The organism is Hydrogenophaga sp. IBVHS2 (assembly GCF_002127215.1).
Classification (GTDB): Bacteria; Pseudomonadota; Gammaproteobacteria; order Burkholderiales; family Burkholderiaceae_C; genus Hydrogenophaga.
In genome coordinates, this window is sequence record NZ_NFUT01000002.1 from 525,128 (window position 1) to 548,555 (window position 23,428).

General features: G+C 68.6%; 17 protein-coding genes and 3 tRNA genes. 15 read left to right on the top strand and 5 right to left on the bottom strand.

The window, feature by feature from the left end:
• The first annotated feature begins 4 nt into the window (after positions 1 to 4).
• From CAP38_RS07265 to CAP38_RS07300, 8 genes are all read left to right on the top strand, one after another.
• Positions 5 to 3,175 (top strand): efflux RND transporter permease subunit, encoded by a 3,171-nt coding sequence (locus CAP38_RS07265; RefSeq protein WP_256924343.1) that lies wholly within the window; start codon positions 5 to 7, stop codon positions 3,173 to 3,175.
• 87 nt (positions 3,176 to 3,262) lie between these two features.
• Positions 3,263 to 3,349, top strand: a tRNA-Leu gene (locus CAP38_RS07270).
• 55 nt (positions 3,350 to 3,404) lie between these two features.
• Positions 3,405 to 4,715, top strand: a complete 1,311-nt coding sequence (gene tig / locus CAP38_RS07275) for a trigger factor (RefSeq protein ID WP_086121086.1) — start codon at positions 3,405 to 3,407, stop codon at positions 4,713 to 4,715.
• Positions 4,716 to 4,879: 164 nt separating this feature from the next.
• The gene (gene clpP, locus CAP38_RS07280) at positions 4,880 to 5,497 is read left to right on the top strand and encodes an ATP-dependent Clp endopeptidase proteolytic subunit ClpP (RefSeq protein ID WP_086120467.1); all 618 of its coding nucleotides are present in this window, start codon (positions 4,880 to 4,882) and stop codon (positions 5,495 to 5,497) included.
• Between the two features lie 116 nt (positions 5,498 to 5,613).
• Complete coding sequence (clpX, locus tag CAP38_RS07285) at positions 5,614 to 6,879, top strand: ATP-dependent Clp protease ATP-binding subunit ClpX (RefSeq protein WP_086120469.1); 1,266 nt, start codon at positions 5,614 to 5,616, stop codon at positions 6,877 to 6,879.
• Positions 6,880 to 6,968: 89 nt separating this feature from the next.
• Entirely contained in the window at positions 6,969 to 9,401 is a 2,433-nt protein-coding gene (lon, locus tag CAP38_RS07290) for an endopeptidase La (RefSeq protein ID WP_086120471.1), read from the top strand.
• Between the two features lie 95 nt (positions 9,402 to 9,496).
• Positions 9,497 to 9,572, top strand: a tRNA-Gly gene (locus tag CAP38_RS07295).
• A gap of 53 nt (positions 9,573 to 9,625) precedes the next feature.
• A tRNA-Cys gene (locus CAP38_RS07300) sits at positions 9,626 to 9,699 on the top strand.
• A gap of 63 nt (positions 9,700 to 9,762) precedes the next feature.
• On the opposite strand, the gene pstS is transcribed toward CAP38_RS07300, so the two are convergent.
• Positions 9,763 to 10,851, bottom strand: a complete 1,089-nt coding sequence (gene pstS / locus CAP38_RS07305) for a phosphate ABC transporter substrate-binding protein PstS (RefSeq protein WP_179188486.1) — start codon at positions 10,849 to 10,851, stop codon at positions 9,763 to 9,765.
• A 10-nt stretch (positions 10,852 to 10,861) separates the two neighbouring features.
• Complete coding sequence (locus CAP38_RS07310) at positions 10,862 to 11,692, bottom strand: UDP-2,3-diacylglucosamine diphosphatase (protein ID WP_086120475.1); 831 nt, start codon at positions 11,690 to 11,692, stop codon at positions 10,862 to 10,864.
• 193 nt (positions 11,693 to 11,885) lie between these two features.
• On the opposite strand from CAP38_RS07310, the gene CAP38_RS07315 reads away from it, so the two are divergent.
• Entirely contained in the window at positions 11,886 to 13,346 is a 1,461-nt protein-coding gene (locus CAP38_RS07315; RefSeq protein WP_086121087.1) for a UDP-glucose/GDP-mannose dehydrogenase family protein, read from the top strand.
• Positions 13,347 to 13,358: 12 nt separating this feature from the next.
• On the opposite strand, the gene CAP38_RS07320 is transcribed toward CAP38_RS07315, so the two are convergent.
• Positions 13,359 to 14,585 (bottom strand): glycosyltransferase family 1 protein, encoded by a 1,227-nt coding sequence (locus CAP38_RS07320; protein WP_256924344.1) that lies wholly within the window; start codon positions 14,583 to 14,585, stop codon positions 13,359 to 13,361.
• A gap of 140 nt (positions 14,586 to 14,725) precedes the next feature.
• Here CAP38_RS07320 and CAP38_RS07325 point away from each other — a divergent pair, with 140 nt between their 5' ends.
• Entirely contained in the window at positions 14,726 to 15,328 is a 603-nt protein-coding gene (locus tag CAP38_RS07325; RefSeq protein WP_086121089.1) for a hypothetical protein, read from the top strand.
• Positions 15,329 to 15,352: 24 nt separating this feature from the next.
• Here CAP38_RS07325 and CAP38_RS07330 read toward each other — a convergent pair whose 3' ends face one another.
• A complete protein-coding gene (locus CAP38_RS07330) occupies positions 15,353 to 16,993 on the bottom strand; it encodes an aminotransferase class III-fold pyridoxal phosphate-dependent enzyme (RefSeq protein WP_086120477.1) in 1,641 nt (546 codons plus the stop codon).
• Between the two features lie 59 nt (positions 16,994 to 17,052).
• On the opposite strand from CAP38_RS07330, the gene asd reads away from it, so the two are divergent.
• The 5 genes from asd (at position 17,053) to CAP38_RS07355 (ending at position 22,801) form a co-directional block, all read left to right on the top strand.
• Positions 17,053 to 17,922, top strand: a complete 870-nt coding sequence (gene asd, locus CAP38_RS07335) for an archaetidylserine decarboxylase (protein ID WP_086120479.1) — start codon at positions 17,053 to 17,055, stop codon at positions 17,920 to 17,922.
• A gap of 88 nt (positions 17,923 to 18,010) precedes the next feature.
• Entirely contained in the window at positions 18,011 to 18,877 is an 867-nt protein-coding gene (locus tag CAP38_RS07340) for a class II aldolase/adducin family protein (RefSeq protein ID WP_086120481.1), read from the top strand.
• A gap of 50 nt (positions 18,878 to 18,927) precedes the next feature.
• A complete protein-coding gene (locus CAP38_RS07345; protein WP_086120483.1) occupies positions 18,928 to 19,818 on the top strand; it encodes a LysR substrate-binding domain-containing protein in 891 nt (296 codons plus the stop codon).
• A 7-nt stretch (positions 19,819 to 19,825) separates the two neighbouring features.
• Positions 19,826 to 21,046: a cation:proton antiporter gene (locus CAP38_RS07350; protein WP_086120485.1), complete on the top strand. Its 1,221-nt coding sequence runs from the start codon at positions 19,826 to 19,828 to the stop codon at positions 21,044 to 21,046.
• Positions 21,047 to 21,139: 93 nt separating this feature from the next.
• Complete coding sequence (locus tag CAP38_RS07355; protein WP_086120487.1) at positions 21,140 to 22,801, top strand: long-chain-fatty-acid--CoA ligase; 1,662 nt, start codon at positions 21,140 to 21,142, stop codon at positions 22,799 to 22,801.
• Here CAP38_RS07355 and CAP38_RS07360 read toward each other — a convergent pair.
• Positions 22,793 to 23,419, bottom strand: a complete 627-nt coding sequence (locus CAP38_RS07360; RefSeq protein ID WP_086120489.1) for a LysE family translocator — start codon at positions 23,417 to 23,419, stop codon at positions 22,793 to 22,795. The two genes, CAP38_RS07355 and CAP38_RS07360, sit on opposite strands and share 9 nt — an antisense overlap.
• Positions 23,420 to 23,428 lie beyond the last annotated feature (9 nt).

A 23,428-nucleotide genomic window follows, 5' to 3' on the forward strand; every position in this document is an offset into this window, starting at 1 on the left:
TTCGATGCACGACCCTGTGAACGCTGCACCGGCCGAGCGCGGCTGGATATCGCGCATGAACCTCTCCCAGTGGGCGCTGGACCACCCGGCCTTCACCCGCTACCTCATGGTGGTGCTGATGGTGCTGGGCGTGGCCTCGTACTTCCAGCTGGGGCAGGACGAAGATCCGCCCTTCACCTTCCGGGCCATGGTGGTGCAGGCCTACTGGCCCGGCGCCACGGCGCAGGAGGTGGCCGAGCAGGTGGTCGACCGCATCGAGCGCACGCTGCAGGAGGTGCCGCACGCCGACAAGATTCGCAGCTATGCCAAGCCCGGCGAGGCGCTCATCATCTTCCAGCTGCGCGATTCGTCGCCGCCGGCCGAGGTGCCGCAGATCTGGTACACGGTGCGCAAGAAGGTGGGTGACCTGCGGGGCCAGCTGCCGGCCGGGGTGATCGGGCCGTTCTTCAACGACGAGTTCGGTGACGTGTATGGCGTCATCTATGCGCTGCAGGGCGACGGCTTCACCCCGGCCGAACGCAAGAACGTGGCCGACGACGTGCGCCAGCAGCTGCTGCGGGTGAAGGACGTCAGCAAGGTCGAGCTGTTCGGCGCGCAGCCCGAGAAGCTGTTCATCGAGATCTCGCAGCAGCGCCTGGCGGTGCTGGGGCTGGACCTGACCCAGGTGCTGGACCAGCTGGGTCAGCAGAACGCGGTGGAGTCGGCCGGCACGGTGCAGTCGCCGGCCGATGTGGTGCAGGTGCGGGTGGGCGGTGCCTTCCAGTCGGTGGAGCAGCTGCGCGCCATGCCCATCCGTGCCGCCAACGGACGCCAGCTGCGCCTGGGCGATGTGGCCGACATCGTGCGCGGCTACCAGGACCCGCCGGGCGTCCTGGTGCGGCACGACGGCACCGACAGCATCGCCCTGGGCATCTCCATGGCCAAGGGCGGCGACATCATTGCCCTGGGCAAGGCCCTGAAGCTGGCCGTGACCGACATCGAGCGCAACCTGCCGGCGGGCATGCGGCTGGTGCAGGTGCAGGACCAGCCTGCGGCAGTGGCCCGGTCGGTCAACGAGTTCGTGAAGGTGCTGATCGAGGCGGTGGTGATCGTGCTGGCGGTGAGCTTCCTGTCGCTGGGTCTGCACCGGCGACCGGGCGGCACCGGCTGGAAGCGCTATGTGCTGGACGTGCGGCCGGGCCTGGTGGTGTTCATCACCATCCCGCTGGTGCTGGCCATCACCTTCCTGGCCATGCACTACTGGGGCATCGGCCTGCACAAGATCTCGCTGGGCTCGCTGATCATTGCACTGGGCCTGCTGGTGGACGACGCCATCATTGCGGTCGAGATGATGGTGCGCAAGCTGGAGGAGGGCTACGACATCGTCAAGGCGGCCACCTTCACCTGGGACGCCACCGCCATGCCCATGCTCACCGGCACGCTGATCACGGCGGCCGGTTTCCTGCCCATCGGCCTGGCCCGCTCCGCCACCGGGGAATACACATTCGCCATCTTCGGCGTGACCGTGGTGGCCCTGGTCATCTCCTGGGTGGTGGCCGTGATGTTCGTGCCCTACCTGGGGCTGCTGCTGCTGCGCCGACCCGGCAGCCACCCCGGGCAGGCCCACCACGAGCCCCATGGCGAGGTGTTCGACGGTCCGTTCTATGTGCGTTTCCGCGCGCTGGTGGACTGGTGCGTGGAGCACCGCTGGATCACCATCGGCGCGACCGTGCTGACCTTCGTGCTGGGGATTGCCGGCATGGGCAAGGTGCAGCAGCAGTTCTTCCCCGACTCCAGCCGGCCCGAGATCCTGGTCGACATCTGGCTGCCCGAAGGGGCCAGCATCCGCGCCATGGACGAGGTCACCCGCCGCTTCGAGCAGCGCCTGCAGAAGGAAGCCGACGTGACCTCCGTGACCACCTGGGTGGGCTCGGGCGTGCCGCGCTTTTATCTGCCGCTGGACCAGATCTTTCCGCAGACCAATGTGTCGCAGCTCATCGTGCTGCCGACCGACCTCAAGGCCCGCGAGCGCCTGCGCAAGGCCCTGCCGTCCCTGATGGCCACCGAATTCCCCGAGGTGCGTGGCCGCGTCAAGCTGCTGCCCAACGGACCCCCGGTGCCGTATCCGGTGCAGTTCCGCGTGGAAGGACCCGATCCCACGGTGCTGCGCGGCCTGGCCGACCAGGTCAAGCTGGCACTGCGAGATAGCCCCAACACCCGGGGCGTGAACGACAACTGGAACGAGTCGGTCAAGCAGCTGCGCCTGCAGATCGACCAGGACAAGGCGCGCGCCCTGGGCGTGACCAGCCAGTCCATCGCCCGGGCGTCCCGCACCCTGCTGTCCGGCAGCACCGTGGGCCAGTACCGCGAGGGCGACGAGCTCATCGACATCGTGCTGCGCCAGCCACTGAGCGAACGTGACGCCATGACCGATCTGGCCAACGCCTACCTGCCCACCGCGCAAGGCAACGTCATTCCGCTGCTGCAGATCGCGCAGCCGGTGTTCGCCTGGGAGCCCGGCGTGCTGTGGCGCGAGAACCGCGAATACGCCATCACGGTGCAGAGCGACGTGCGCGAGGGCCTGCAGGGCGCCACCGTCACGGCCGAGCTGCTGCCGGCGCTGCGCCGGCTCGAAGCCGGCTGGGCGGCCGAAGGGCAGGGCGCCTACCGCATCCGCGTGGCCGGTGCGGTGGAGGAAAGCAGCAAGGGGTCGGCGTCGATCGCTGCCGGCGTGCCGCTGATGCTGTTCATCACCTTCACCCTGCTCATGCTGCAGCTGCAGAGCTTCAGCCGGTCGCTGCTGGTGTTCCTCACCGGTCCGCTGGGCATGGCGGGGGTGGCCGGGGCACTGCTGCTGCTCGATCGGCCGTTCGGCTTCGTGGCGCTGCTGGGCGTGATCGCCCTCATGGGCATGATCCAGCGCAACTCGGTGATCCTGATCGACCAGATCGAGCAGGACCGGGCCAACGGCGTGCCGGCCTGGGACGCCATCGTGGAGGCCGCCGTGCGCCGCATGCGCCCCATCGTGCTGACCGCCGCGGCCGCCGTGCTGGCCATGATCCCACTCTCGCGCAGCGTGTTCTGGGGGCCGATGGCGGTGGCCATCATGGGCGGCCTGATCGTGGCCACGGTGCTCACCCTGCTGGCGCTGCCCGCCATGTATGCGGCTTGGTTCCGGGTGCGCCGCCCGACCTGAGTCCGGGTCCCGGGGCGGCCCGGGACGCTGCGGCTACAATCGTGGGTTGCCGTGAGAAGTGGGCCACCGGCCGTGGCACAAGCCGGCGCGCGGGTGGCGAAATTGGTAGACGCACCAGGTTTAGGTCCTGACGCCAGCAATGGTGTGGGGGTTCGAGTCCCCCCCCGCGCACCACACCAACTCCGTTCCCACTCGGCCCGAATGACCCCGAATTTCATTGGAGAACACCATGCCCGTGACCGTTGAGACCCTGGAGAAGCTGGAGCGCAAGATCACCCTGACGCTGCCGGCCGACGTCATCCAGAACGAAGTCGCCAGCCGCCTCAAGCGCCTGGCCCGCACCGTCAAGATGGACGGCTTCCGTCCGGGCAAGGTGCCCATGAACGTGGTGGCCCAGCGCTACGGCTACTCGGTGCACTACGAGGTCATGAACGACAAGGTGGGCGAGGCCTTTGCCTCGGCCGCCAACGAGGCCCAGCTGCGTGTGGCCGGCCAGCCCCGCATCACCGAGAAGGAAGGCGCGCCCGAAGGCCAGCTGTCCTTCGACGCCGTCTTCGAGGTCTACCCCGAAGTCAAGATCGGCGACCTGGGTGCTGCCACCGTCGAGAAGCTGTCCGCCGCCGTGGACGATGCCGCCATCGACCGCACCCTGGACATCCTGCGCAAGCAGCGCCGCACCTTCGCCCAGCGCGCCCAGGCCGAAGCTGCCGTGGACGGTGACCGCGTGACCATCGATTTCGAAGGCAAGATCGACGGCGAGCCGTTCGAGGGCGGCAAGGCCGAAGGCTTCCAGTTCATCGTCGGCGACGGCCAGATGCTCAAGGAGTTCGAAGACGCCGTGCGCGGCATGAAGACTGGCGAGAGCAAGACCTTCCCGCTGGCCTTCCCGGCCGACTACCACGGCAAGGACGTGGCCGGCAAGACCGCCGATTTCCTGGTGACCGTCAAGAAGGTCGAAGCCGCCAACCTGCCCGACGTCAACGACGAGCTGGCCCGCTCGCTGGGCATCGCCGAGGGCACGGTCGACGCCCTGCGCGCCGACATCCGCAAGAACCTCGAGCGCGAGACCAAGTTCCGCCTGCAGGCCCGCAACAAGGCCGCCGTGATGGACGCCCTGATCGCCGCCTCCGAGCTGGACCTGCCCAAGTCGGTGGTGCAGGCCGAACTCGACCGCATGGTCGAGGGCGCCCGTGCCGACCTGAAGCAGCGCGGCATCAAGGACGCCGACAAGGCCCCGATTCCGGAAGAACTGTTCCGTCCGCAGGCCGAGCGCCGCGTGCGCCTGGGCCTGATCGTGGCCGAGCTGGTGCGTGCCAACGAGCTGTTCGCCAAGCCGGAGCAGATCGAAGCCCACATCAACGAGCTGGCCGCTTCCTACGAGCGCCCGGCCGACGTGGTGCGCTGGTACCAGAGCGACAACCGCCGCATGGCCGAGGTCGAGGCCATCGTGGTCGAGAACAACGTCACGGAATTCGTGCTGGCCAAGGCCCAGGTCACCGACAAGGCCGTGGCCTTCGACGAGCTCATGCAGCAGTCCTGATCGCCGGCCGGTCGGTCCGGAAAGAGGGCGGCGCTGCCGCCCTTTTTTTCGCCCGTGCCGCCCCCATGTGACCGATTCCCGCCCGCCAAACCCCTGAGGGGAAAATGAAGGTGACGGGTTGGTTACAGTACCCCATGCCAACGCATCCATCTACGGAGAAAAACATGAGCGCAATGGACATCCAAGGTCTGGGCATGGTGCCCATGGTCATCGAGCAGTCGGGCCGCGGTGAACGCGCCTACGACATCTACTCCCGCCTGCTGCGCGAGCGGGTGATCTTCCTGGTGGGGCCGGTCAATGACCAGTCGGCCAACCTGGTGGTGGCCCAGCTGCTGTTCCTGGAGAGCGAGAACCCCGACAAGGACATCTCGTTCTACATCAACTCCCCGGGCGGTTCGGTGAGCGCCGGCATGGCGATCTTCGACACCATGAATTTCATCAAGCCCGACGTGTCGACCCTGTGCATCGGCATGGCCGCCAGCATGGGCGCCTTCCTGCTGGCCGCCGGCGCCAAGGGCAAGCGGTTTGCGCTGCCCAACTCCAAGGTCATGATCCACCAGCCGCTGGGCGGCACCCAGGGTCAGGCCACCGAGATCGAGATCCACGCGCGCGAGATCCTCAAGACCCGCGAGCAGCTCAACCGCATCCTGGCCGAGCGCACCGGCCAGCCGCTGGAGAAGATCGAACGCGACACCGAGCGCGACTACTACCTGTCGGCGGCCGAATCGGCCGAATATGGCCTGATCGACAAGGTCATCGACAAGCGACCCACGGCTGCCTGACCCCTTCCGGGGGTATCCATACCGGCAGAAAGGGGGTGCATTGCGCCCTTTTCTGCCGGATTCGGCGGCCAGGTCATTGAACTATCATTGACATCACGATTCCGGAACACGACTTCATGGCCGACAAAAAAGCCGCCTCCAGCGAAAAAGCCCTGTATTGCTCCTTCTGCGGCAAGAGCCAGCACGAGGTCAAGAAGCTCATCGCCGGGCCTTCGGTCTTCATCTGCGACGAATGCATCGACCTGTGCAACGACATCATCCGGGACGAACTGCCCGGCGTGGAGTCGGTCAAGGCCTCGGGTGACGAACTGCCCACTCCGGCCCAGCTCAAGGCCAACCTGGACAACTACGTCATCGGTCAGGACGCCGCCAAGCGCGCACTCGCCGTGGCGGTCTACAACCACTACAAGCGCCTGCGCCACAAGCAGACCGCCCGCAAGGACGATGTGGAGCTGGCCAAGAGCAACATCCTGCTGATCGGCCCCACCGGGTCGGGCAAGACCCTGCTGGCCCAGACCATGGCCCGCATGCTCAACGTGCCGTTCGTGATGGCCGACGCCACCACCCTCACCGAAGCCGGCTACGTGGGCGAGGACGTCGAGAACATCGTCGCCAAGCTGCTGCAGAGCTGCAACTACGACGTGGAGCGTGCGCAGCAGGGCATCGTCTACATCGACGAGATCGACAAGATCACCCGCAAGTCCGACAACCCCTCCATCACCCGCGACGTGTCGGGCGAGGGCGTGCAGCAGGCCCTGCTCAAGCTGGTCGAGGGCACCATGGCCAGCGTGCCGCCGCAGGGTGGCCGCAAGCACCCCAACCAGGATTTCCTGCAGGTCGACACCACCAACATCCTGTTCATCTGCGGCGGTGCGTTCGCCGGGCTGGAAAAGATCATCGAGAACCGCACCGAGGCTTCCGGCATCGGCTTCGGCGCCACGGTCAAGAGCAAGCAGCAGCGTTCCATCACCGAGGCCTTCCAGGAAATCGAGCCGGAAGACCTGATCAAGTTCGGCCTCATTCCCGAGCTGGTCGGGCGCGTGCCGGTGATCGCCGCGCTGGCCGAGCTGAGCGAGGACGCGCTGGTGCAGATCCTGACCGAGCCCAAGAACGCGGTGGTCAAGCAGTTCGCCCGCCTGCTTTCCATGGAAGGCGCCGACCTGGAAGTGCGTCCGGCTGCGCTCAAGGCCATTGCCCGCAAGGCGCTGGCCCGCAAGACCGGCGCCCGCGGACTGCGCTCCATCCTCGAGAACGCGCTGATCGACACCATGTTCGAACTGCCGGGCATGAGCAACGTCGAGAAGGTGGTGGTGGACGAGTCCACCATCGAAGAGAACAAGCCCCCCCTGCTGGTCTACCGGGAGGCCGCCAAGCAGGCCTGAGGCCTGCGGCCCCCGTTTGGACAACCCTTTCGCCGGCGCGGTTGATGCTGCGCCCGCCAGCCCCATCTGGCCCTTTTGTCGAGGTTGAAATGTCCGGTCAAACCCCCCTGCCCAGCACGCCGGTCGACCTGCCCCTGCTGCCCCTGCGCGACGTGGTGGTCTTCCCGCACATGGTCATTCCCCTGTTCGTGGGACGGCCCAAGAGCATCAAGGCGCTCGAGTCCGCCATGGAGTCCGAGCGCCGCATCATGCTGGTGGCCCAGAAGGCCGCCGCCAAGGACGAGCCCTCGCCCGAGGACATGTTCGAGATGGGCTGTGTGGCCACCATCCTGCAGATGCTCAAGCTGCCCGACGGCACGGTGAAGGTGCTGGTCGAAGGTGTGCAGCGGGCCAAGGTGCTGTCGATCGCCGATGGCGAGGCGCACTTCATCGCCACGGTCGCCCCGGTCGATCCGGCCCAGGAACGCGTGGACACCCAGGCCAACGAGCTCGAGGCGCTGCGCCGTGCGGTCATGCAGCAGTTCGACCAGTACGTGAAGCTCAACAAGAAGATCCCGTCCGAGATCCTCACCTCCATCTCCAGCATCGACGACCCGGGTCGTCTGGCCGACACCATTGCGGCCCACCTGCCGCTCAAGCTGGAGTCCAAGCAGGTCGTGCTCGATCTCGACCCGGTCAACAAGCGGCTGGAAAACCTGTTTGAACAACTCGAGCGCGAGGTCGACATCCTCAACGTCGACAAGAAGATCCGTGGCCGCGTGAAGCGGCAAATGGAAAAGAACCAGCGCGACTTCTACCTGAACGAACAGGTCAAGGCCATCCAGAAAGAACTGGGTGAAGGCGAAGAGGGCGCGGACATCGAAGAGATCGAGAAGAAGATCAAGGCCGCCAAGATGCCCGCCGAAGCGCGCAAGAAGGCCGATGCGGAGTTCAAGAAGCTCAAGCTGATGTCGCCCATGTCGGCCGAAGCCACCGTGGTGCGCAACTACATCGATGCGCTGGTGGCCCTGCCCTGGAGCAAGAAGACCAAGATCAAGCACGACCTCTCGCATGCCGAAGGCGTGCTGAACGAGGACCACTACGGTCTGGAGAAGGTCAAGGACCGCATCCTGGAATACCTCGCCGTGCAGCAGCGCGTGGACAAGGTGAAGGCGCCCATCCTGTGCCTGGTCGGCCCGCCGGGCGTGGGCAAGACCTCGCTGGGGCAGTCGATCGCCAAGGCCACCGGGCGCAAGTACGTGCGCATGGCCCTGGGCGGCATGCGCGACGAGGCCGAGATCCGTGGTCACCGCCGCACCTACATCGGCGCCATGCCGGGCAAGGTGCTGCAGAGCCTGTCCAAGGTCGGCACGCGCAACCCGCTGTTCCTGCTCGACGAGATCGACAAGCTCGGCACCGATTTCCGCGGTGACCCGTCCAGTGCCCTGCTGGAGGTGCTCGATCCCGAGCAGAACCACACCTTCGGCGACCACTATGTGGAGGTCGACTTCGACCTGTCCGACGTGATGTTCGTGGCCACCTCGAACTCCATGAACATTCCGCCGGCGCTGCTGGACCGCATGGAGGTCATCCGCCTCTCGGGTTACACCGAGGACGAGAAGACCAACATCGCCGTGCGCTACCTGCTGCCCAAGCAGATCAAGAACAACGGCATCCGCGACGGCGAGATGGAGGTGCAGGAAGACGCGGTGCGCGACATCGTGCGCTACTACACCCGTGAGGCCGGCGTGCGCTCGCTGGAGCGCGAGCTCTCCAAGATCTGCCGCAAGGTGGTCAAGGGCCTGCTGCTCAAGAAGTACCAGCCCACCGTCAAGGTGACGGCCGAGAACCTCAGCGAATTCCTGGGCGTGCGCAAGTACACCTACGGCCGCGCCGAGCAGCAGAACCAGGTCGGCCAGGTGGTCGGTCTGGCCTGGACCGAGGTGGGCGGCGATCTGCTCACCATCGAGGTGGCCACCATGCCCGGCAAGGGCGTCATCACACGCACCGGTTCGCTGGGTGACGTGATGAAGGAATCGGTCGAGGCCGCCCGCACCGTGGTGCGCAGCCGCGCCCGGGTGCTGGGCATCAAGGACGAGCAGTTCGACAAGCGCGACCTGCACATCCACGTGCCCGACGGCGCCACGCCCAAGGACGGCCCGAGCGCGGGCATTGCCATGACCACGGCCCTGGTGTCGGCGCTCACCGGCATTCCGGTGCGGGCCGACGTGGCCATGACCGGCGAGATCACGCTGCGCGGCGAGGTCACGGCCATTGGCGGTCTGAAGGAAAAGATGCTGGCGGCCCTGCGTGGCGGCATCAAGACGGTGATCATTCCCGAAGAGAACGTGAAGGACCTGGCCGACATCCCGGACAACGTCAAGGAAGGCCTGGAGATCGTGCCGGTGAAGTGGATCGACAAGGTGCTGACCATCGCGCTGGAACGTCAGCCGGTGCCGCTGACCGATGAGGAAGTGGCGGCGCAGATCGCCGCCGCCTCGGCCCGTCCGGCGGCCGGCAGCGCCGACGCCACCAAGCACTGAGGCCAGCCCCGGAAAATCAGGCAGCCCTTGAGGCGGGCCGATTTTCTGGGCTATAATCATGGTCTTCGGCAAGATCGAAAGTGAACGCCGGACATGCGGGAATAGCTCAGTTGGTAGAGCGCAACCTTGCCAAGGTTGAGGTCGCGAGTTCGAACCTCGTTTCCCGCTCCAGACATCCACAAAAAAAGGGAAGCGCTGCTTCCCTTTTTTGCAGCAGGCTACACGGCGCGATAGCAAAGCGGTTATGCAACGGATTGCAAATCCGTCTAGTCCGGTTCGACTCCGGATCGCGCCTCCAGACCCCGGCCCCAAGGCCCTTCGATGAACCCGCCTCCGGCGGGTTTTTTCTTGGCCGCGCCGGTCAGCGTGCGGCTGTCGGGTCGGCCAGGCCGATCACCGGCACCAGCACGCCATCGCGGGTCCGGAAGCCGGTCAGCAGGCTCACGATGCGGGCCTGCGTGGCCACCGGCAGCGGCGCGAAGCCGGTGCCCGCCACGGCCTTGTCGCCCAGCAGGAAAGAGCGGTAGAAAAAGTTCAGCGTGCGGGATGCCCGTTCCACCGACGTGGGCCGGCTGGGCACCAGCACATAGGTCGCGGTGACGATGGGCCAGGCACCTGCGCCCGGGGTGTCCAGCAGGGGCGTGGGGGTCAGGCCGTTCTTGAACAGCCCGCCGGCCACGATGGCCGCGCGGAAGGCCGGCAGATCGGGCTGCACGAATTCGCCCCGCGGGTTGCGAAGGCTCACCGCGGTGAGGCGGTCGCGCAGGGTGTAGTCGCTGGAGGCGTAGCCGATGGCGCCTGGCGTGGCCCTGACCGCCGCCACCAGTTTGCTCGAGCCGTCGGCGCCGATGGTGCTGCCCGGCCAGCGTGCCCGACCGCCATCGGGCTCGATGGCCGCTGCCTGTTCGGGGGCGGCCTGCCGCAGGTACTGCACGAACACCGTGGTGGTGCCCGAGCCGTCGCTGCGCACCACCCGCTGAATGGGCAGCGCGGGCAGATCGAGCTCCGGGTTGAGGGCGCGGATGGCGCTGTCGTTCCAGCGGGTGATGCTGCCGGCCCAGATGCGGGCCAGGGTGGCGGCATCGAGCCGGAGTTCCCCGCTGGCCACCCCGGGCAGGTTCACGAAGGGCACGATGCCGCCCACCAGGGTGGGGAACTGGAACAGGCCGCGTTTCTCCAGCTCGGCGGCGGACAGCGGCACATCGCTCGCCCCGAAATCCACCGTGCCTTCGGACACCGCCTTCACGCCGGCCGACGAGCCGGCTGGCAGGTACTTCACGGCCTGCTGGCTCAGGCGGGTGTGGTCCTCGGCCCATTGCAGATAGACCTTGGCGGGGAAGGTGGCGCCGGTGCCGGTGATGGGCGTCTCTGCCTGAGCGAACGGCGCAAGCGCGGCGCAGGCAGACCACAGGACAAGGCGCCGCAGCGCACGGGGCATGGAGACACGCATGGGCGGGGGGTCAGGCTGCGGGAGCGAGTTGTTCGGGTTCGGGCGCGGTCGACGGTTGGGCGGCGCCGTGGGTCTGGGCCCAGTGCACGATCTCCAGCCGGCCGTCCATGTGTTCGACCAGCGCGGTGAGGCTTTCGACCCAGTCGCCATCGTTGCAGTACAGCGTGCCGTCGATCATGCGCATTTCGGCCCGGTGGATGTGGCCGCACACCACGCCGTCCAGACCCCGGCGACGGGCCTCGGCCGCCACGGCGGCCTCGAACTGGGTGACGTAGTTCAGCGCTGTCTTGACCTTGAGCTTGAGGTACTGCGAGAGCGACCAGTAGGGCATGCCCAGGCGGGCACGCCAGTGGTTGAGATGGCGGTTCAGCCGCAGGGCCAGTTCGTAGAGGTTGTCGCCCAGGTAGGCGAGCCAGCGCGCGCACTGGATCACGCCGTCGAAGTGGTCGCCGTGCACCACCCACAGGCGCTTGCCTTCGGCGGTGGTGTGCACCGCCTCCTGCTCGACCACCACGCCGCCGAAGTGGTGGCCCACGAAGTGGCGGGCGAATTCGTCGTGGTTGCCCGGCACGAACACCACGCGACAGCCCTTGCGGGCGCGCTTGAGGATCTTCTGGATCACATCGTTGTGGGTCTGCGGCCAGAACCAGCGGCGGCGCAGCTGCCAGCCGTCGATGATGTCGCCCACCAGGTACAGGTACTCGCTCTGGTGCGAGCGCAGGAAGGCCAGCAGGGCCTGCGCCTGACAACCCGGCGTGCCCAGATGCAGGTCGGAGATGAACACCGCCCGGTACTGGCTGCCGGGGCGCGGCATGTCGTCATCCAGGTAGGGTTTGAACATGGGTATCCCGGTGGGTGGTCAGGCGGGGCTGTGCATGCGGGGAATGCTGCCCGGGCGCCGTGACGCCTCGGTGGCACTCACATGAAGGCGGCATGACACGCCGCGCGGGGCGGATTCATCGCGCTGTCATGCCCCCGCCAAGTCCTTGTCACACCCCGCCGGAACCATGGCACCCACAATGCCGGAGGTGCACATGAAGATCGCTGTGGTGGGAGCTGGTTATGTGGGCCTGGTCACTGCGACCTGCCTGGCCGAACTGGGCAACGAGGTGGTCTGTGTCGACCGCGATCATGGCCGTGTCACGGTGCTGCAGGCCGGCGGTGTGCCGATCTACGAGCCCGGGCTGGACGATCTGCTGCGGCGCAACCTGGACGCCGGCCGGCTGCGCTTCTCCACCCAGATGGCCCCTGCGGTCCGGGCGGCCGAACTGATTTTCATCGCGGTGGGCACGCCACCGCAGGAGGACGGTTCGGCCGATCTGCAGCATGTGCTGGCGGTGGCCGACCAGATCGGTCGCCACATCGATGGCTTCAAGGTGGTGATCAACAAGTCGACCGTGCCGGTGGGCACGGCCGACCGGGTGGCCCGGGTGCTGCGCGAGCGGCTGGCCGAGCGGGGCTGCGCCGACCTGCCTTTTGCGGTGGTGTCGAACCCCGAGTTCCTGAAGGAAGGAGCGGCCATCGACGACTTCATGCGGCCGGACCGGATCGTGGTGGGCCTGCCGCCCGGCGATGAAGGTCAGCAGGCCCGCCTGCTGCTGACCCGCCTGTATGCCCCGTTCAACCGCCACCACGAGCGCACGCTGTGGATGGACACCGCCAGCGCCGAGCTCACCAAGTACGCCGCCAACGCCATGCTGGCCACGCGCATCTCGTTCATGAACGAGATCGCCGGTCTGGCCGATGCGCTGGGGGCGGATGTGGATGCGGTGCGGCGCGGCATCGGTTCGGACAGCCGCATCGGCCACAGCTTTCTGTACGCGGGCACCGGCTACGGTGGCAGCTGCTTTCCCAAGGACACACGGGCCCTGGTGCATGCCGCGGGTCTGCACGGCCTGCCCATGCGGGTGGTGGAAGCCACCGAGGCCGTCAACCGCCAGCAGAAGGACCTGCTGGCCCGCCGTGTGATCGAGCGGCTGGGCCCCGATCTGCACGGGCGGCGCATCGGCGTCTGGGGACTGGCCTTCAAGCCCAACACCGACGACATGCGGGATGCGCCCAGCCGGGCTGTCGTGGCCGCGCTGCTGGCACGCGGTGCCGAGCTGCGGGCCCACGATCCGGTGGCCATGGCCGAAGCGCGCCGTGCCCTGGTGGCCGACCGCCAGGCCACCGGCCATGTGGCGGCCTTTCATGCGCCGGTCGATGGTGGCGCCGACCGGGTGCCGGGCAGCGTGGCGCTGGTGGACTCGCCCCTGGCGGCGGTGGCCGATGTCGATGCCCTGCTGGTGCTCACCGAGTGGAAGTGCTTCCAGAACCCGGACTGGTCCCGCGTGCTGTCGGCCATGCGCCAGCCGCTGGTGTTCGACGGCCGCAACCTGTACGAGCCGGGCCTGATGGACGAACTGGGCATCGAATACCACGGCATCGGCCGGCGCGGGCGCGTGCGGCTGATGGATGCCGCACCGGCGGCCGATCGCCGGGTCCTGCCGGCCTGACGGGCCTGCGACTCACACCGCCGGCCAACGGGGTGTGCCCTGGGCGACCAGGGCCTGCCACAGGTCCTCCACCTGGCCCGTCACTGCATCCCAGCCGATGCCCAGGGTGGTGTGGCGCGCCTGCTGCCGCAGCGACGCCGCCAGACCTGGCTCCCGCACCAGCCGGACCGCCTGATCGAGGAAGGCCGCATCGTCCCCCCGGGCCACGCTCAGGCCGTTGTCGCCGTGGTGGATCAGCTCGGCCGCCGCTGCATAGGCAAAGGCCAGCACCGCCAGCCCGCTGGCCAGGGCCTCGGGCGTGACGTTGCCGTAGGTCTCGGTCACGCTGGGAAAGACGAACAGATCGGCGCTGGCGTAGTGGATGGCCAGGTCGTCGCCATGGCGCGCTCCGGCCATGATGGCCTGCGGGCAGGCCTGGGCCAGCAGCTCGCGGGCCGGCCCGTCGCCCACCACGACCAGACGCAGATCGGGTCGGGCCATGCGCATGGCGGTCCAGCAGCGGATGAACAGTTCGGGGTTCTTCTCGCGTGCCAGCCGGCCCACCCACAGCAGCACCGGCTGGTCGTCGGCCACCCCCCAGGACGCCCGCAGCGCCGGGCTGCGCCGTGCCGGGTCGAAGCGAGTGGTGTCGATGCCCCGGCCCACCCGCAGCAGGCGCTCGAAGCCCAGGGCCGCCAGTTCGGCCTGCAGGTCGGCCGAGGGCACCATGGTGCAGTCGGCCAGGTTGTGGAAGCGGCGCAGGTAGGCGGCCATCGGCTTGCGCAGCCAGCCCATGCCGTAGTGCTGCGTGTAGGCATGGAAGTTGGTGCGGAAGTCGGTGCTGACCGGCAGCCGCAGCTTGCGGGCCGCCTGCACCGCCGACCAGCCCAGCGGGCCTTCCGTGGCCACATGCACCAGATCGGGCCGCTGGCGGCTCCAGTCCTGCACCAGGGCCCGCTTCATGGGCAGACCCATGCGCAGCTGCGGGTACCGCGGCACCGGCAGGCTGCGCACCAGCAGCTCGGGCCGTGCCAGCGGGCCCGCTGCATCGCGGGGCCCGTCGTGGGCCGGCTGGCGGGGTCGCACCAGCCGGATCTGGTGGTTGCGCGCCTGCAGCCGCTGCACCAGCTGCTGCAGCGTGAGCGCCACCCCGTTGACCTCCGGTGGATAGGTCTCGGTCACCACCGCCACCCGCAGGCTGGGCCGGGCCACCGGCAGGTGTTCGATCAGCAGGTCGTCCGGTGCGGTGGGCATGTTCATGCGGGCATGTTGCGTCAGCGCCGTAACAACGGCATGACAGGACACCGCCGCTGTCACGGCAGATGCACCGCTCCGTCAACGTGCTGACACGCCGGGTGGCCAGCATCCGTCGCACCCTTGTTGCATGGAGTGCACCGACCGTGAAGCCCTTCTTTCAGGAACTCGCCGACCAGCGCTGGGACGACCACCGCTACTACCACCACAGCCGCATCAACCAGAGCCTGCACCTGCTCAGCGCCATCAGCTTTCTGGTGGCCTACGGCCTGCTGCTGGTGAACCCGGCCTGGGCCGCGCTGCTGGCCTGGACCGTGTCCATGGTCAGCCGCCAGGCCGGACATTTCTTTTTCGAGCCGCGCGGCTTCGACGAGATCAACCAGGTCACCCACGCGTACAAGGAAGCCGTCAAGGTGGGCTACAACCTGCGCCGCAAGGTGGCGCTGATGCTGGCCTGGGCCGGCACACCGCTGCTGCTGTGGATTCAGCCCGGCCTGTGGGGGGTGTTCGAGCCGCACGCCGACATCGCCGGCTTCCTGCACCAGCTCGGCTGGCTGTGGCTGTGGCTGGGCGTGGGTGGCCTGGTGCTGCGGGTGCTGCAGCTGTGGGCCACGCAGAACCTGCGCACCGGGCTGGTGTGGGCCTGCAAGATCGTCACCGACCCGTTCCACGACATCCGGCTGTACTGGCGGGCGCCGCTGCACCTGCTGCGCGGCGAGTGGCTGGAGCCTGGGGCCCGGCGCGCCTGAGCCGATCCAGGCGATCCCGGCGGCTCAGCGCCGCAGGGCGTCCCAGATCTCGCCGGCGATGCGCCGGCGCAGCGAGGGACCGGCATGGGGCACCGCATCCCACCAGCCGTCCTGCTGCATGTCGCGGCAGGCCTGCACAAAGGCCTGGCGCACCGCGCTCAGCTCGGCCGCCGTGTACTGCAGGCCGAACACCAGCCGCCCGCTGCCCACCCAGCTCAGTGCCAGCCGCTGGCGGCGCAGGTAGAACTGCAGCATCCAGTGGTAGCGCGACGGACTCAGGAAGTTCACCGTCCACACCGTGCTCAGCCCGTCCAGCCGCACCGGCACGCCGGCCTCGGTCAGGGCCTGGTTGAAGCGCTCGCGCTCGGCCTGCCAGCGCTCGTCCATGCCGTCGTACAGGGCCTGCACCTCGGGGGTGTCGAGGCGGCGCAGGAAGGCGTTCATGGCGCCCATCACATGCGGGTGGGCATTGAAGGTGCCGCGCGCAAAGCACAGGTCGGCCGGGCGTTCGCTGCGGTAACGCTGCATCCAGCGCGAGGCGCCGCACACCACCCCCACCGGGAAGCCGCCGCCCAGCGTCTTGCCGTAGGTGACCAGGTCGGCCTTCACGCCGTAGTACGCCTGCGCACCGCCCGGGGCCAGCCGGAAGCCCAGGAACACCTCGTCGAAGATGAGGGCGATGCCGCGCTCGGTGCAGACCTCGCGCAGCCGCTGCAGCCAGCGGGCGTAGGCCTCGCGGGACACGGCGGAGTGGTGCCGGCCGGTGACCAGCGCCGTGTCGCCGGGGGCATTGCGGTTGGGGTGCATGGCCTGGATCGGATTGACCAGCACGCAGGCGATGTCGCGCCGGCGGCGCAGCACCTGCAGGCTGCGCTCGTCCATGTCGCGCAGGGTGTACACGTGGCCCGGCGGCATCGGATTGCCGGGACCGGGCTGCACGTCGTCCCACCAGCCGTGATAGGCCCCGCAGAAGCGCACCAGCTTGCGCCGGCCGGTGTGGTAGCGCGCCAGGCGCACCGCCTGCATCACCGCCTCGGTGCCGGACATGTGGAAGGACACCGCGTCCTGCCCGGATATCGCCTGCAGCCGCCGCAGGTTGTCCAGCACGCAGGGGTGGTAGCCGCCCAGTACCGGCCCGAGCGCATCGCCGAGTCCGGCGCCCTCGGCCATGGTCTGCCGGTAGAAGTCGACCCCGAACAGGTTCACGCCGTAGGAGCCGGTGAGGTCGAAGAACCGGTTGCCGTCCAGATCGATCAGGCCGGTGCCCTGCGCCCGGGCCCAGAACGAGGGCACCGGCAGGTGGGCCTTGACCATGTCGCTGAACGGGTAGGGCACCCGGTACTGGCTGGTGAGCTGCAGGTCCGGCAGGCCGGAGCGGGCTTCTTGGGTGGCGGCCAGGCTGCGCGGGGCCAGGGTCTGCAGCTGCTGGGCGAGTTCGGCAAAGCCGGCCCGGCGACGGGCCACGGTGGCCGGGGCCGCGCCGTCGGCGGCAAAGAAGGCGTCGCCCTGGTGGCTGTAGCCGGGGATCCAGCGCGCCAGCCGCTTGGCCATGCGCGAATGACCGGCCAGGGAACGGTGCTTGGCCCGCGAGAGCAGCAGGCGCGGCCCGATCAGGGGCAGCGCGGCGAGCAGCTGGTCGGCGGGAGAGAGTCGGCCCAGGTTCATCTGACACAAGCCTGCAAAGTGGGGATGCCAGAGTTGTAGTCCACCGCTTTGACAGAACCATGAACCTGGCCCGCTGGCGCGATCGGCTGCTGCTGAACGAAGACCTCAACTTCCTGCTGACCAACCGCATACCCCGCATTGCGGCCACCCGGTTCATGGGCTGGTTCAGCCGCATCCGCAGCCCGGCGCTGACCCGGGCGTCGATCGCGGTGTGGCGGCTGTTCACCGACCTGGACCTCAGCGAAGCCCGGCAGACCCGCTTCGAGAGCCTGCAGGCCTGCTTCACCCGCGAACTCAAGCCCGGTCTGCGTCCCTTCGATCCCGATCCGGCGGTGCTGTGCAGCCCGAGCGACGGCATCGTCGGCGCGCAGGGCCGCATCGACGGCACCCAGGTGCTGCAGGCCAAGGGGTCGCCGTATCCGCTGTCCGAGCTGCTGCGCTCGCCCGAACTGGCCCGGCGCATGCAGGGGGGCCGCTACCTCACGTTGCGGCTCACCTCGAGCATGTACCACCGCTTCCATGCGCCGCAGGATCTGGTGGCCGAGCGGGTCACCTACCTCAGCGGCGACACCTGGAACGTCAACCCGATCGCGCTCAAGCGGGTCGAGCGGCTGTTCTGCCGCAACGAACGCGCGGTCATCGAATGCCGCCTGCCCTGGCTGGCCGATGCCCCGCTGGTGCTGGTGCCGGTGGCCGCCGTGCTGGTGGCCAGCATCCGGCTTCACTGGCTGGATGTGACGCTGCACCTGCGCTGGCCCGGGCCGCACCGGATCGAGCGCACAGCCAGCCTGGCCAAGGGCCAGGAGATGGGCTGGTTCGAGCACGGCTCGACCATCATCCTGTTGCTGCCGCCGGGGTTCGATCCGGAGCCGGGCGTGGGTGAGGGGGGGCGGGTGAAGGCAGGGCAGCCGCTGTTTCGCATGAGCTGATTTCAGCTCAATTGGAGAATCGATCGTTTGTCAGCAGGCGAGGCAGGGCGCATCATCCGGCGCACAGAACCACCCCCGGAGACCAAACATGTCCGCCCTGCTGGAAAAACTCGAAGCCCTCGGCCAGAAGGAATACCTTCACGACCCGCTGGTCCATCCGAAGGTGTCCATCTACCAGCCGGACCAGCCCGGCCTGATCTTCCCCGGAATTCCCGAGTTCGACGATGTGGCCCGCACCCGCCAGTACCTCAAGGAGCGGCTGGTGGGCGCCTGCCGGGCCTTTGCGCGCCAGGGGTTCGACTACGGCTTCGCCGGGCACCTGACCATCCGCGATCCGGAGCATCCGCACCTGTACTGGACCAACCCGATGGCGGTGCACTTCGCGCAGGTCAGGGTGTCGAACCTGATCCTGGTGGACCGCCAGGGCCAGGTGGTGGAGGGCCGGCATGCGGTCAACCGCGCCGGCTTCGTGCTGCACGCGGCGGTGCACGAGGCGCACCCCGACATCGTGGCCATGTGCCATGCCCACACGGTGTACGGCACGGCCTTTGCGTCGCTGGGCAAGCCGCTGGAGCCCATCTCGCAGGACGCTGCCGCCTTCTTTGAAGACCATGTGGTCATCGGCGACGAGGCTGGCCAGGTGGCGGTGGAGGTCAAGGCCGGCCTGAAGGTGGCCGACTGGTTCAAGGGCGTGAAGGCCGCCATCCACCAGAACCACGGCCTGTTCACCGCCAGCCGCCACAGCATCGAGGCGGCGGCCTTCTGGTTCATCGCGCTGGAGCGCTGCTGCCAGCAGCAGCTGGCGGTGATGGCCACCGGCGCCACGCCCCGCCTGGTGCCGGCCGACCGGGCCCGCTACAGCCGCGAGCATGTGGGCAGCGAGTACATCGGCTGGCTGCACTTCCAGACCCTCTGGAACGACCTGGTGCGCACCGAGCCCGACCTGTTCGACTGAGGCCGGATCCGTCACGCAGCGGCGCGGGGGGCGCCGCTACACTGCCCGTGATGCGTCGCTTGCCCCACCTCATGCAGCTGCGGACCTTCGAGGCCGTGGCCCGCCACCGCAGCTTCATGCTGGCGGCCGACGAGCTGCACATCACGCCCTCGGCGGTCAGCCATCAGATCCGCCACCTCGAGGCCCATTTCGGGCGCGACCTGTTCGAGCGCCACCACCGCCGCATCGAGCTCACCGCCAGCGGACAGCGCCTGTTCGACCAGCTGCACCGGCTGTTCGATGCGCTGGACATGGCCTGCCGCGAGGTGGCCCTGCCCGATGGCGAGCAGGTGCTGTCGCTGCACTGTGCGCCCAGCTTTGCCGTCAAGTGGCTCGGGCCGCGCCTGGCCGACTTCCGCCGCCGGCACCCCGACATCAGCATCCGGCTGACCACCGGCTCCGACCCGGTGGACCTGGGCGCTGCCCGCGAGATCGACCTGTGGATCGCCTACGGCCGTGCGCGCCGGTCTCCGGGCATCGAGGTGAGCGACCTCGGCGAGGAGTCCATCGTCCCGCTGATCGCGCCGTCCCTCATGCCCGACGCCCGCAAGCCGCCGGCGCTGGCCTCGCTCACCCTGATCGAGTCGCAGCTCAGCGATGTCACCTGGGCCGAGTGGTTCACCCTCAATGGCTGGCCACCGACCCAGACCGCCAAGCTGTCCTTCGACCGGGCCGCGCTGGCGATTTCGGCGGCGGTGGACGGCATGGGCGTGGCGCTGGAGAGTGCCCGCCTGGCCGAACGCGAACTGCGCAATGGCGAGCTCAAGGTCTGGGGCGGCAAGCGCCACCAGCACCTGGCGCGGCCCATGCACTTCCTGCACCGCCGCAGCCGCGACCGCCTGCGGCCCGAGGTGGCCGCCTTCATCGACTGGCTGCAGCGCGGCACGGCTGGGGCACACTGAGCGGTTCATGCAGATCCTCACCAGCCTCCTTGTCCTGATCGTCCTGGCCCGCGTGCTGGGCCACCTGTTTGCGCGCTGGGGCCAGCCGGCCATCGTGGGCGAGATGCTGGCCGGCATCCTGCTCGGGCCCTCGGTGCTGGGCCTGGTGGCACCCAGCGCCGCGTTGTCCGGCATCGCGTCGCTGGCCATCTTTCTGGTGATCCTGGCCGCCGGCCTGGAGATGAGCTTCCACGAGATTGCCCGGGCCATGCGCGGCCGGGGGCTGGTGGTGGCGCTGATCGCATTCGCGCTGCCCTTCGGGTCCGGGGTGCTGGTGGCCTGGGCCTTCGACCTGGACCTGATGCGCACCATCTTCCTGGGGCTGTGCATCTCCATCACCGCGCTGCCGGTGGCGGTGAAGATGCTCGACGAGCTGGGCATGCTCGACACGCCGATCGGCAGCTACGCGATCTCCACCGCCATCATCAACGACGTGATGGCTCTGTTCATCCTGGGCATCCTGCTGGCCCTGCCCGAACAGACCACCTGGGAGCAGGTGCTCTCCACCGGCTCGGTGGTGATGGTCAAGCTGCTGGTGCTGGTGTCGGCGGTGGTGGGCCTGAACCTGCTGCTCGGCTGGCTGGAGAAGCGGGGCATCAATGTGTCGGCCGGGCCGGAGAAGCTGGCCGCGCTGTTCGGTCCCGAGGCGCTGTTCGGCATCGTGGTGGTGTTCGTGCTGGCCTTCGGCTCGCTCAGCGAAGGGCTGGGTTTCCACTTCGTGATCGGGGCCTTCTTCGGCGCGCTGCTGCTCGACCAGCGCCACTTCGTGGCTGCGCGCTACGAGGACCTCAAGCGCACCCTGGGCTCCATCACCGGCGGTTTTCTGGCGCCGGTGTTCTTTGCCTACCTGGGGCTGGAGTTCCATGTGGAGGCGCTGACCGATCTGGGCTTCGTGGCGGCGGTGCTGGGTGCCGCCATTGCGTCGAAGGTGCTGGCCGGCTGGTGGGGCGGACGCCTGATCGGCATGTCGGGCCGCGAGGCCCTGGGCCTGGGCTTCATCCTCAACGGGCGCGGCGCCATGGAGCTGGTGGTGGCCAGCATCGCGTTCGAACGCGGCTTCATCGGCCGCGAGATGTTCTCGGTGCTGGTGCTCATGGGCGTGGTGACCACCATGCTGGCACCGGTCACCTTCAATGCGGTGATGGACGAGGCCCGCCGCCGCCGCTACCGCGAGACCGGACACGCCTGACCGGGCCCGGGGCACCCCCCCGCGTTTCTTCCCATGGACGGCCCGGCCGCCCGCGCCGACACTGACCTTTTGCCGTCATCCGCAGGAGGAGTCATGAGCGCAGGCCCGTCATCCACCCCTTCCACGTCCGCCCCCGGCGACCGCTGGAGCCGCCTGGTGCCCGGGCCGCACAACCGGGTGCCGCTCACGCCGGTGGGCTTCCTGCAGCGCTCGGCCGAGATCTTTGCCGACCGCGTGGCCGTGGTGCACGGGGAGCAGCGCATCCGCTATGCCGAACTGCACCAGCGCGCCTGCCGCCTGGCCTCGGCCCTGCAGCGGCAGGGCGTGCAGGCCGGCGACGTGGTGGCGGTCATGCTGCCCAATGTGCCGGCCATGATCGACGCGCACTTCGGTGTGCCCATGGCCGGTGCGGTGCTGTGCACCATCAACACCCGGCTCGATCCCGACACCGTGGCCTACATCCTGACCCACTCGCAGGCCCGGGTGCTGGTGGTGGACCGACAGTTCGCACCGGTGGTGGCCACTGCGCTGCAGCGCACACAGCACGCGGTGCGGGTGATCGACCACGACGATGTGCTCTACCAGGGCCCGGGCGAGCGGATCGGCCAGTGCCTGTACGAGGACTTTCTGGCCGAAGGCGATCCGGCCTTTGCCTGGACGCCGCCGGCCGACGAATACGCGCCCATCGCACTGAACTACACCTCCGGCACCACCGGCCGGCCCAAGGGCGTGGTCTACCACCACCGGGGCACCTTCCTGGAGGCCATGGGCAACATCTCGGCCTGGCCGTTGCCGCTGCACCCGGTCTACCTCTGGACGCTGCCGCTGTTCCACTGCAACGGCTGGTGCTTTGCCTGGAGCACGGTGGCCATGGGCGGCACCCAGGTCTGCCTGCGCGCGGTCGACCCCGAGCTCATCTTCCGGCTCATCGGCGAGCACGGCGTGACCCACATGTGCGGCGCGCCCACGGTGCTGTCGATGCTGACCGCCTCCCCGGCGGCACAGAGCCGCACCTACCGGCACACGGTGCACATCCAGACCGGCGGCTCGCCGCCGCCGGCCAAGGTCATCAAGGCCATGGAGGAGATCGGATTCCAGGTGCTGCAGATCTACGGCATGACCGAGCTGCAGGGGCCCAGCACCTACGCGGCGGTGCAGGCCGGCTGGGCCGGGCTGCCGCTGGAGGAGCGGGCGAATTTCATGGCCCGCCAGGGCGTGCGCTACCCGGTGGTGGAGGCGCAGCGGGTGGGCCACCCCGACACCTGCGAGGCCATGCCGCAGGACGGCCAGAGCGTCGGCGAGATCCTGATCCGCTCCAACACCGTGATGCTGGGTTACCTGGACGACGAGGCCGCCACCACTGACGCCTTCCAGGGTGGCTGGATGCACACCGGCGACCTGGCGGTCTGGCATGCCGACCACTACATCGAGATCAAGGACCGCAAGAAGGACATCATCATCTCCGGCGGCGAGAACATCTCCAGCGTGGAGGTGGAGATCGCGCTGTACCGGCACCCGGCCACCCAGCTGGCGGCGGTGGTGGCCAGGCCGGACGAGAAATGGGGCGAGACACCCTGCGCCTTCGTGCAGCTCAAGCCCGACATGCAGGCCACCGAGGCCGAGATCATCCAGTGGTGCCGCGAGCACCTGGCCCATTACAAGGTGCCGCGCAAGGTGGTGTTCGGGCCGCTGCCCACCACCGCCACCGGCAAGATCCAGAAGTTCGCGCTGCGCGAGCGGGCGCGCTCAGCGTGAGAGGATCAGCCGCAGGCCCAGCCCCACGAACAGCGCGCCGGCCACCCGGTCCAGCCACAGGCCGGCGCCGGGCCGGCGCTGCAGCCATGCCCCCACGCTGCCGGCAAAAAAGCCCAGCAGGCCGAACAGCACGGCGGCCTGCAGCGTGAACAGCAGGCCCAGCAGGCCGATCTGCAGGCCCACGCCGCCCTGGGCCGGCTGCACGAACTGCGGCAGGAAGGACAGGAAGAACAGCACCACCTTGGGGTTGATGGCATTGGCCACCAGCCCCCTGGCGAACAGCCGGCCGGGTGTCTCGCTGCCGGCGCTGGCGCTGCCCAGGCCGCTCTGGCCGGCATGACGCAGCGCCTGCACGCCCAGCCACACCAGGTACAGGCCACCGGCCCAGCGCAGCGCGGTGAAGGCGGCGGGCGATGCGGCCACCAGCGCACTCACCCCGGCCAGCGCCAGTGCCGTGTGGCTCAGGCAGCCGGCGGCGCAGCCCAGGCCGAAGGCGATGCCGTGGCGCCGGCCGCGCGCCATGCCGGTGCTCAGCACCATGAGGTTGTCGGGGCCGGGCGAGGCGGTGATGAGCACGGCCGCCAGCAGGAAGCCGAAGAACTGTTCGGGTGAAAGCATGGAACGATG

Excerpts from the sequence above, each read along its gene's own strand:
- clpX (WP_086120469.1), top strand. The coding sequence starts at position 5,614 with ATGGCCGACAAAAAAGCCGCCTCCAGCGAAAAAGCCCTGTATTGCTCC.
- CAP38_RS07350 (WP_086120485.1), top strand. The coding sequence starts at position 19,826 with ATGCAGATCCTCACCAGCCTCCTTGTCCTGATCGTCCTGGCCCGCGTG.
- CAP38_RS07315 (WP_086121087.1), top strand. The coding sequence starts at position 11,886 with ATGAAGATCGCTGTGGTGGGAGCTGGTTATGTGGGCCTGGTCACTGCG.
- CAP38_RS07340 (WP_086120481.1), top strand. The coding sequence starts at position 18,011 with ATGTCCGCCCTGCTGGAAAAACTCGAAGCCCTCGGCCAGAAGGAATAC.
- lon (WP_086120471.1), top strand. The coding sequence starts at position 6,969 with ATGTCCGGTCAAACCCCCCTGCCCAGCACGCCGGTCGACCTGCCCCTG.
- tig (WP_086121086.1), top strand. The coding sequence starts at position 3,405 with ATGCCCGTGACCGTTGAGACCCTGGAGAAGCTGGAGCGCAAGATCACC.
- CAP38_RS07320 (WP_256924344.1), bottom strand. The coding sequence starts at position 14,585 with ATGAACATGCCCACCGCACCGGACGACCTGCTGATCGAACACCTGCCG.
- CAP38_RS07360 (WP_086120489.1), bottom strand. The coding sequence starts at position 23,419 with ATGCTTTCACCCGAACAGTTCTTCGGCTTCCTGCTGGCGGCCGTGCTC.
- CAP38_RS07330 (WP_086120477.1), bottom strand. The coding sequence starts at position 16,993 with ATGAACCTGGGCCGACTCTCTCCCGCCGACCAGCTGCTCGCCGCGCTG.
- clpP (WP_086120467.1), top strand. The coding sequence starts at position 4,880 with ATGAGCGCAATGGACATCCAAGGTCTGGGCATGGTGCCCATGGTCATC.
- CAP38_RS07310 (WP_086120475.1), bottom strand. The coding sequence starts at position 11,692 with ATGTTCAAACCCTACCTGGATGACGACATGCCGCGCCCCGGCAGCCAG.
- asd (WP_086120479.1), top strand. The coding sequence starts at position 17,053 with ATGAACCTGGCCCGCTGGCGCGATCGGCTGCTGCTGAACGAAGACCTC.
- CAP38_RS07355 (WP_086120487.1), top strand. The coding sequence starts at position 21,140 with ATGAGCGCAGGCCCGTCATCCACCCCTTCCACGTCCGCCCCCGGCGAC.
- CAP38_RS07265 (WP_256924343.1), top strand. The coding sequence starts at position 5 with ATGCACGACCCTGTGAACGCTGCACCGGCCGAGCGCGGCTGGATATCG.
- pstS (WP_179188486.1), bottom strand. The coding sequence starts at position 10,851 with ATGCGTGTCTCCATGCCCCGTGCGCTGCGGCGCCTTGTCCTGTGGTCT.
- CAP38_RS07345 (WP_086120483.1), top strand. The coding sequence starts at position 18,928 with ATGCGTCGCTTGCCCCACCTCATGCAGCTGCGGACCTTCGAGGCCGTG.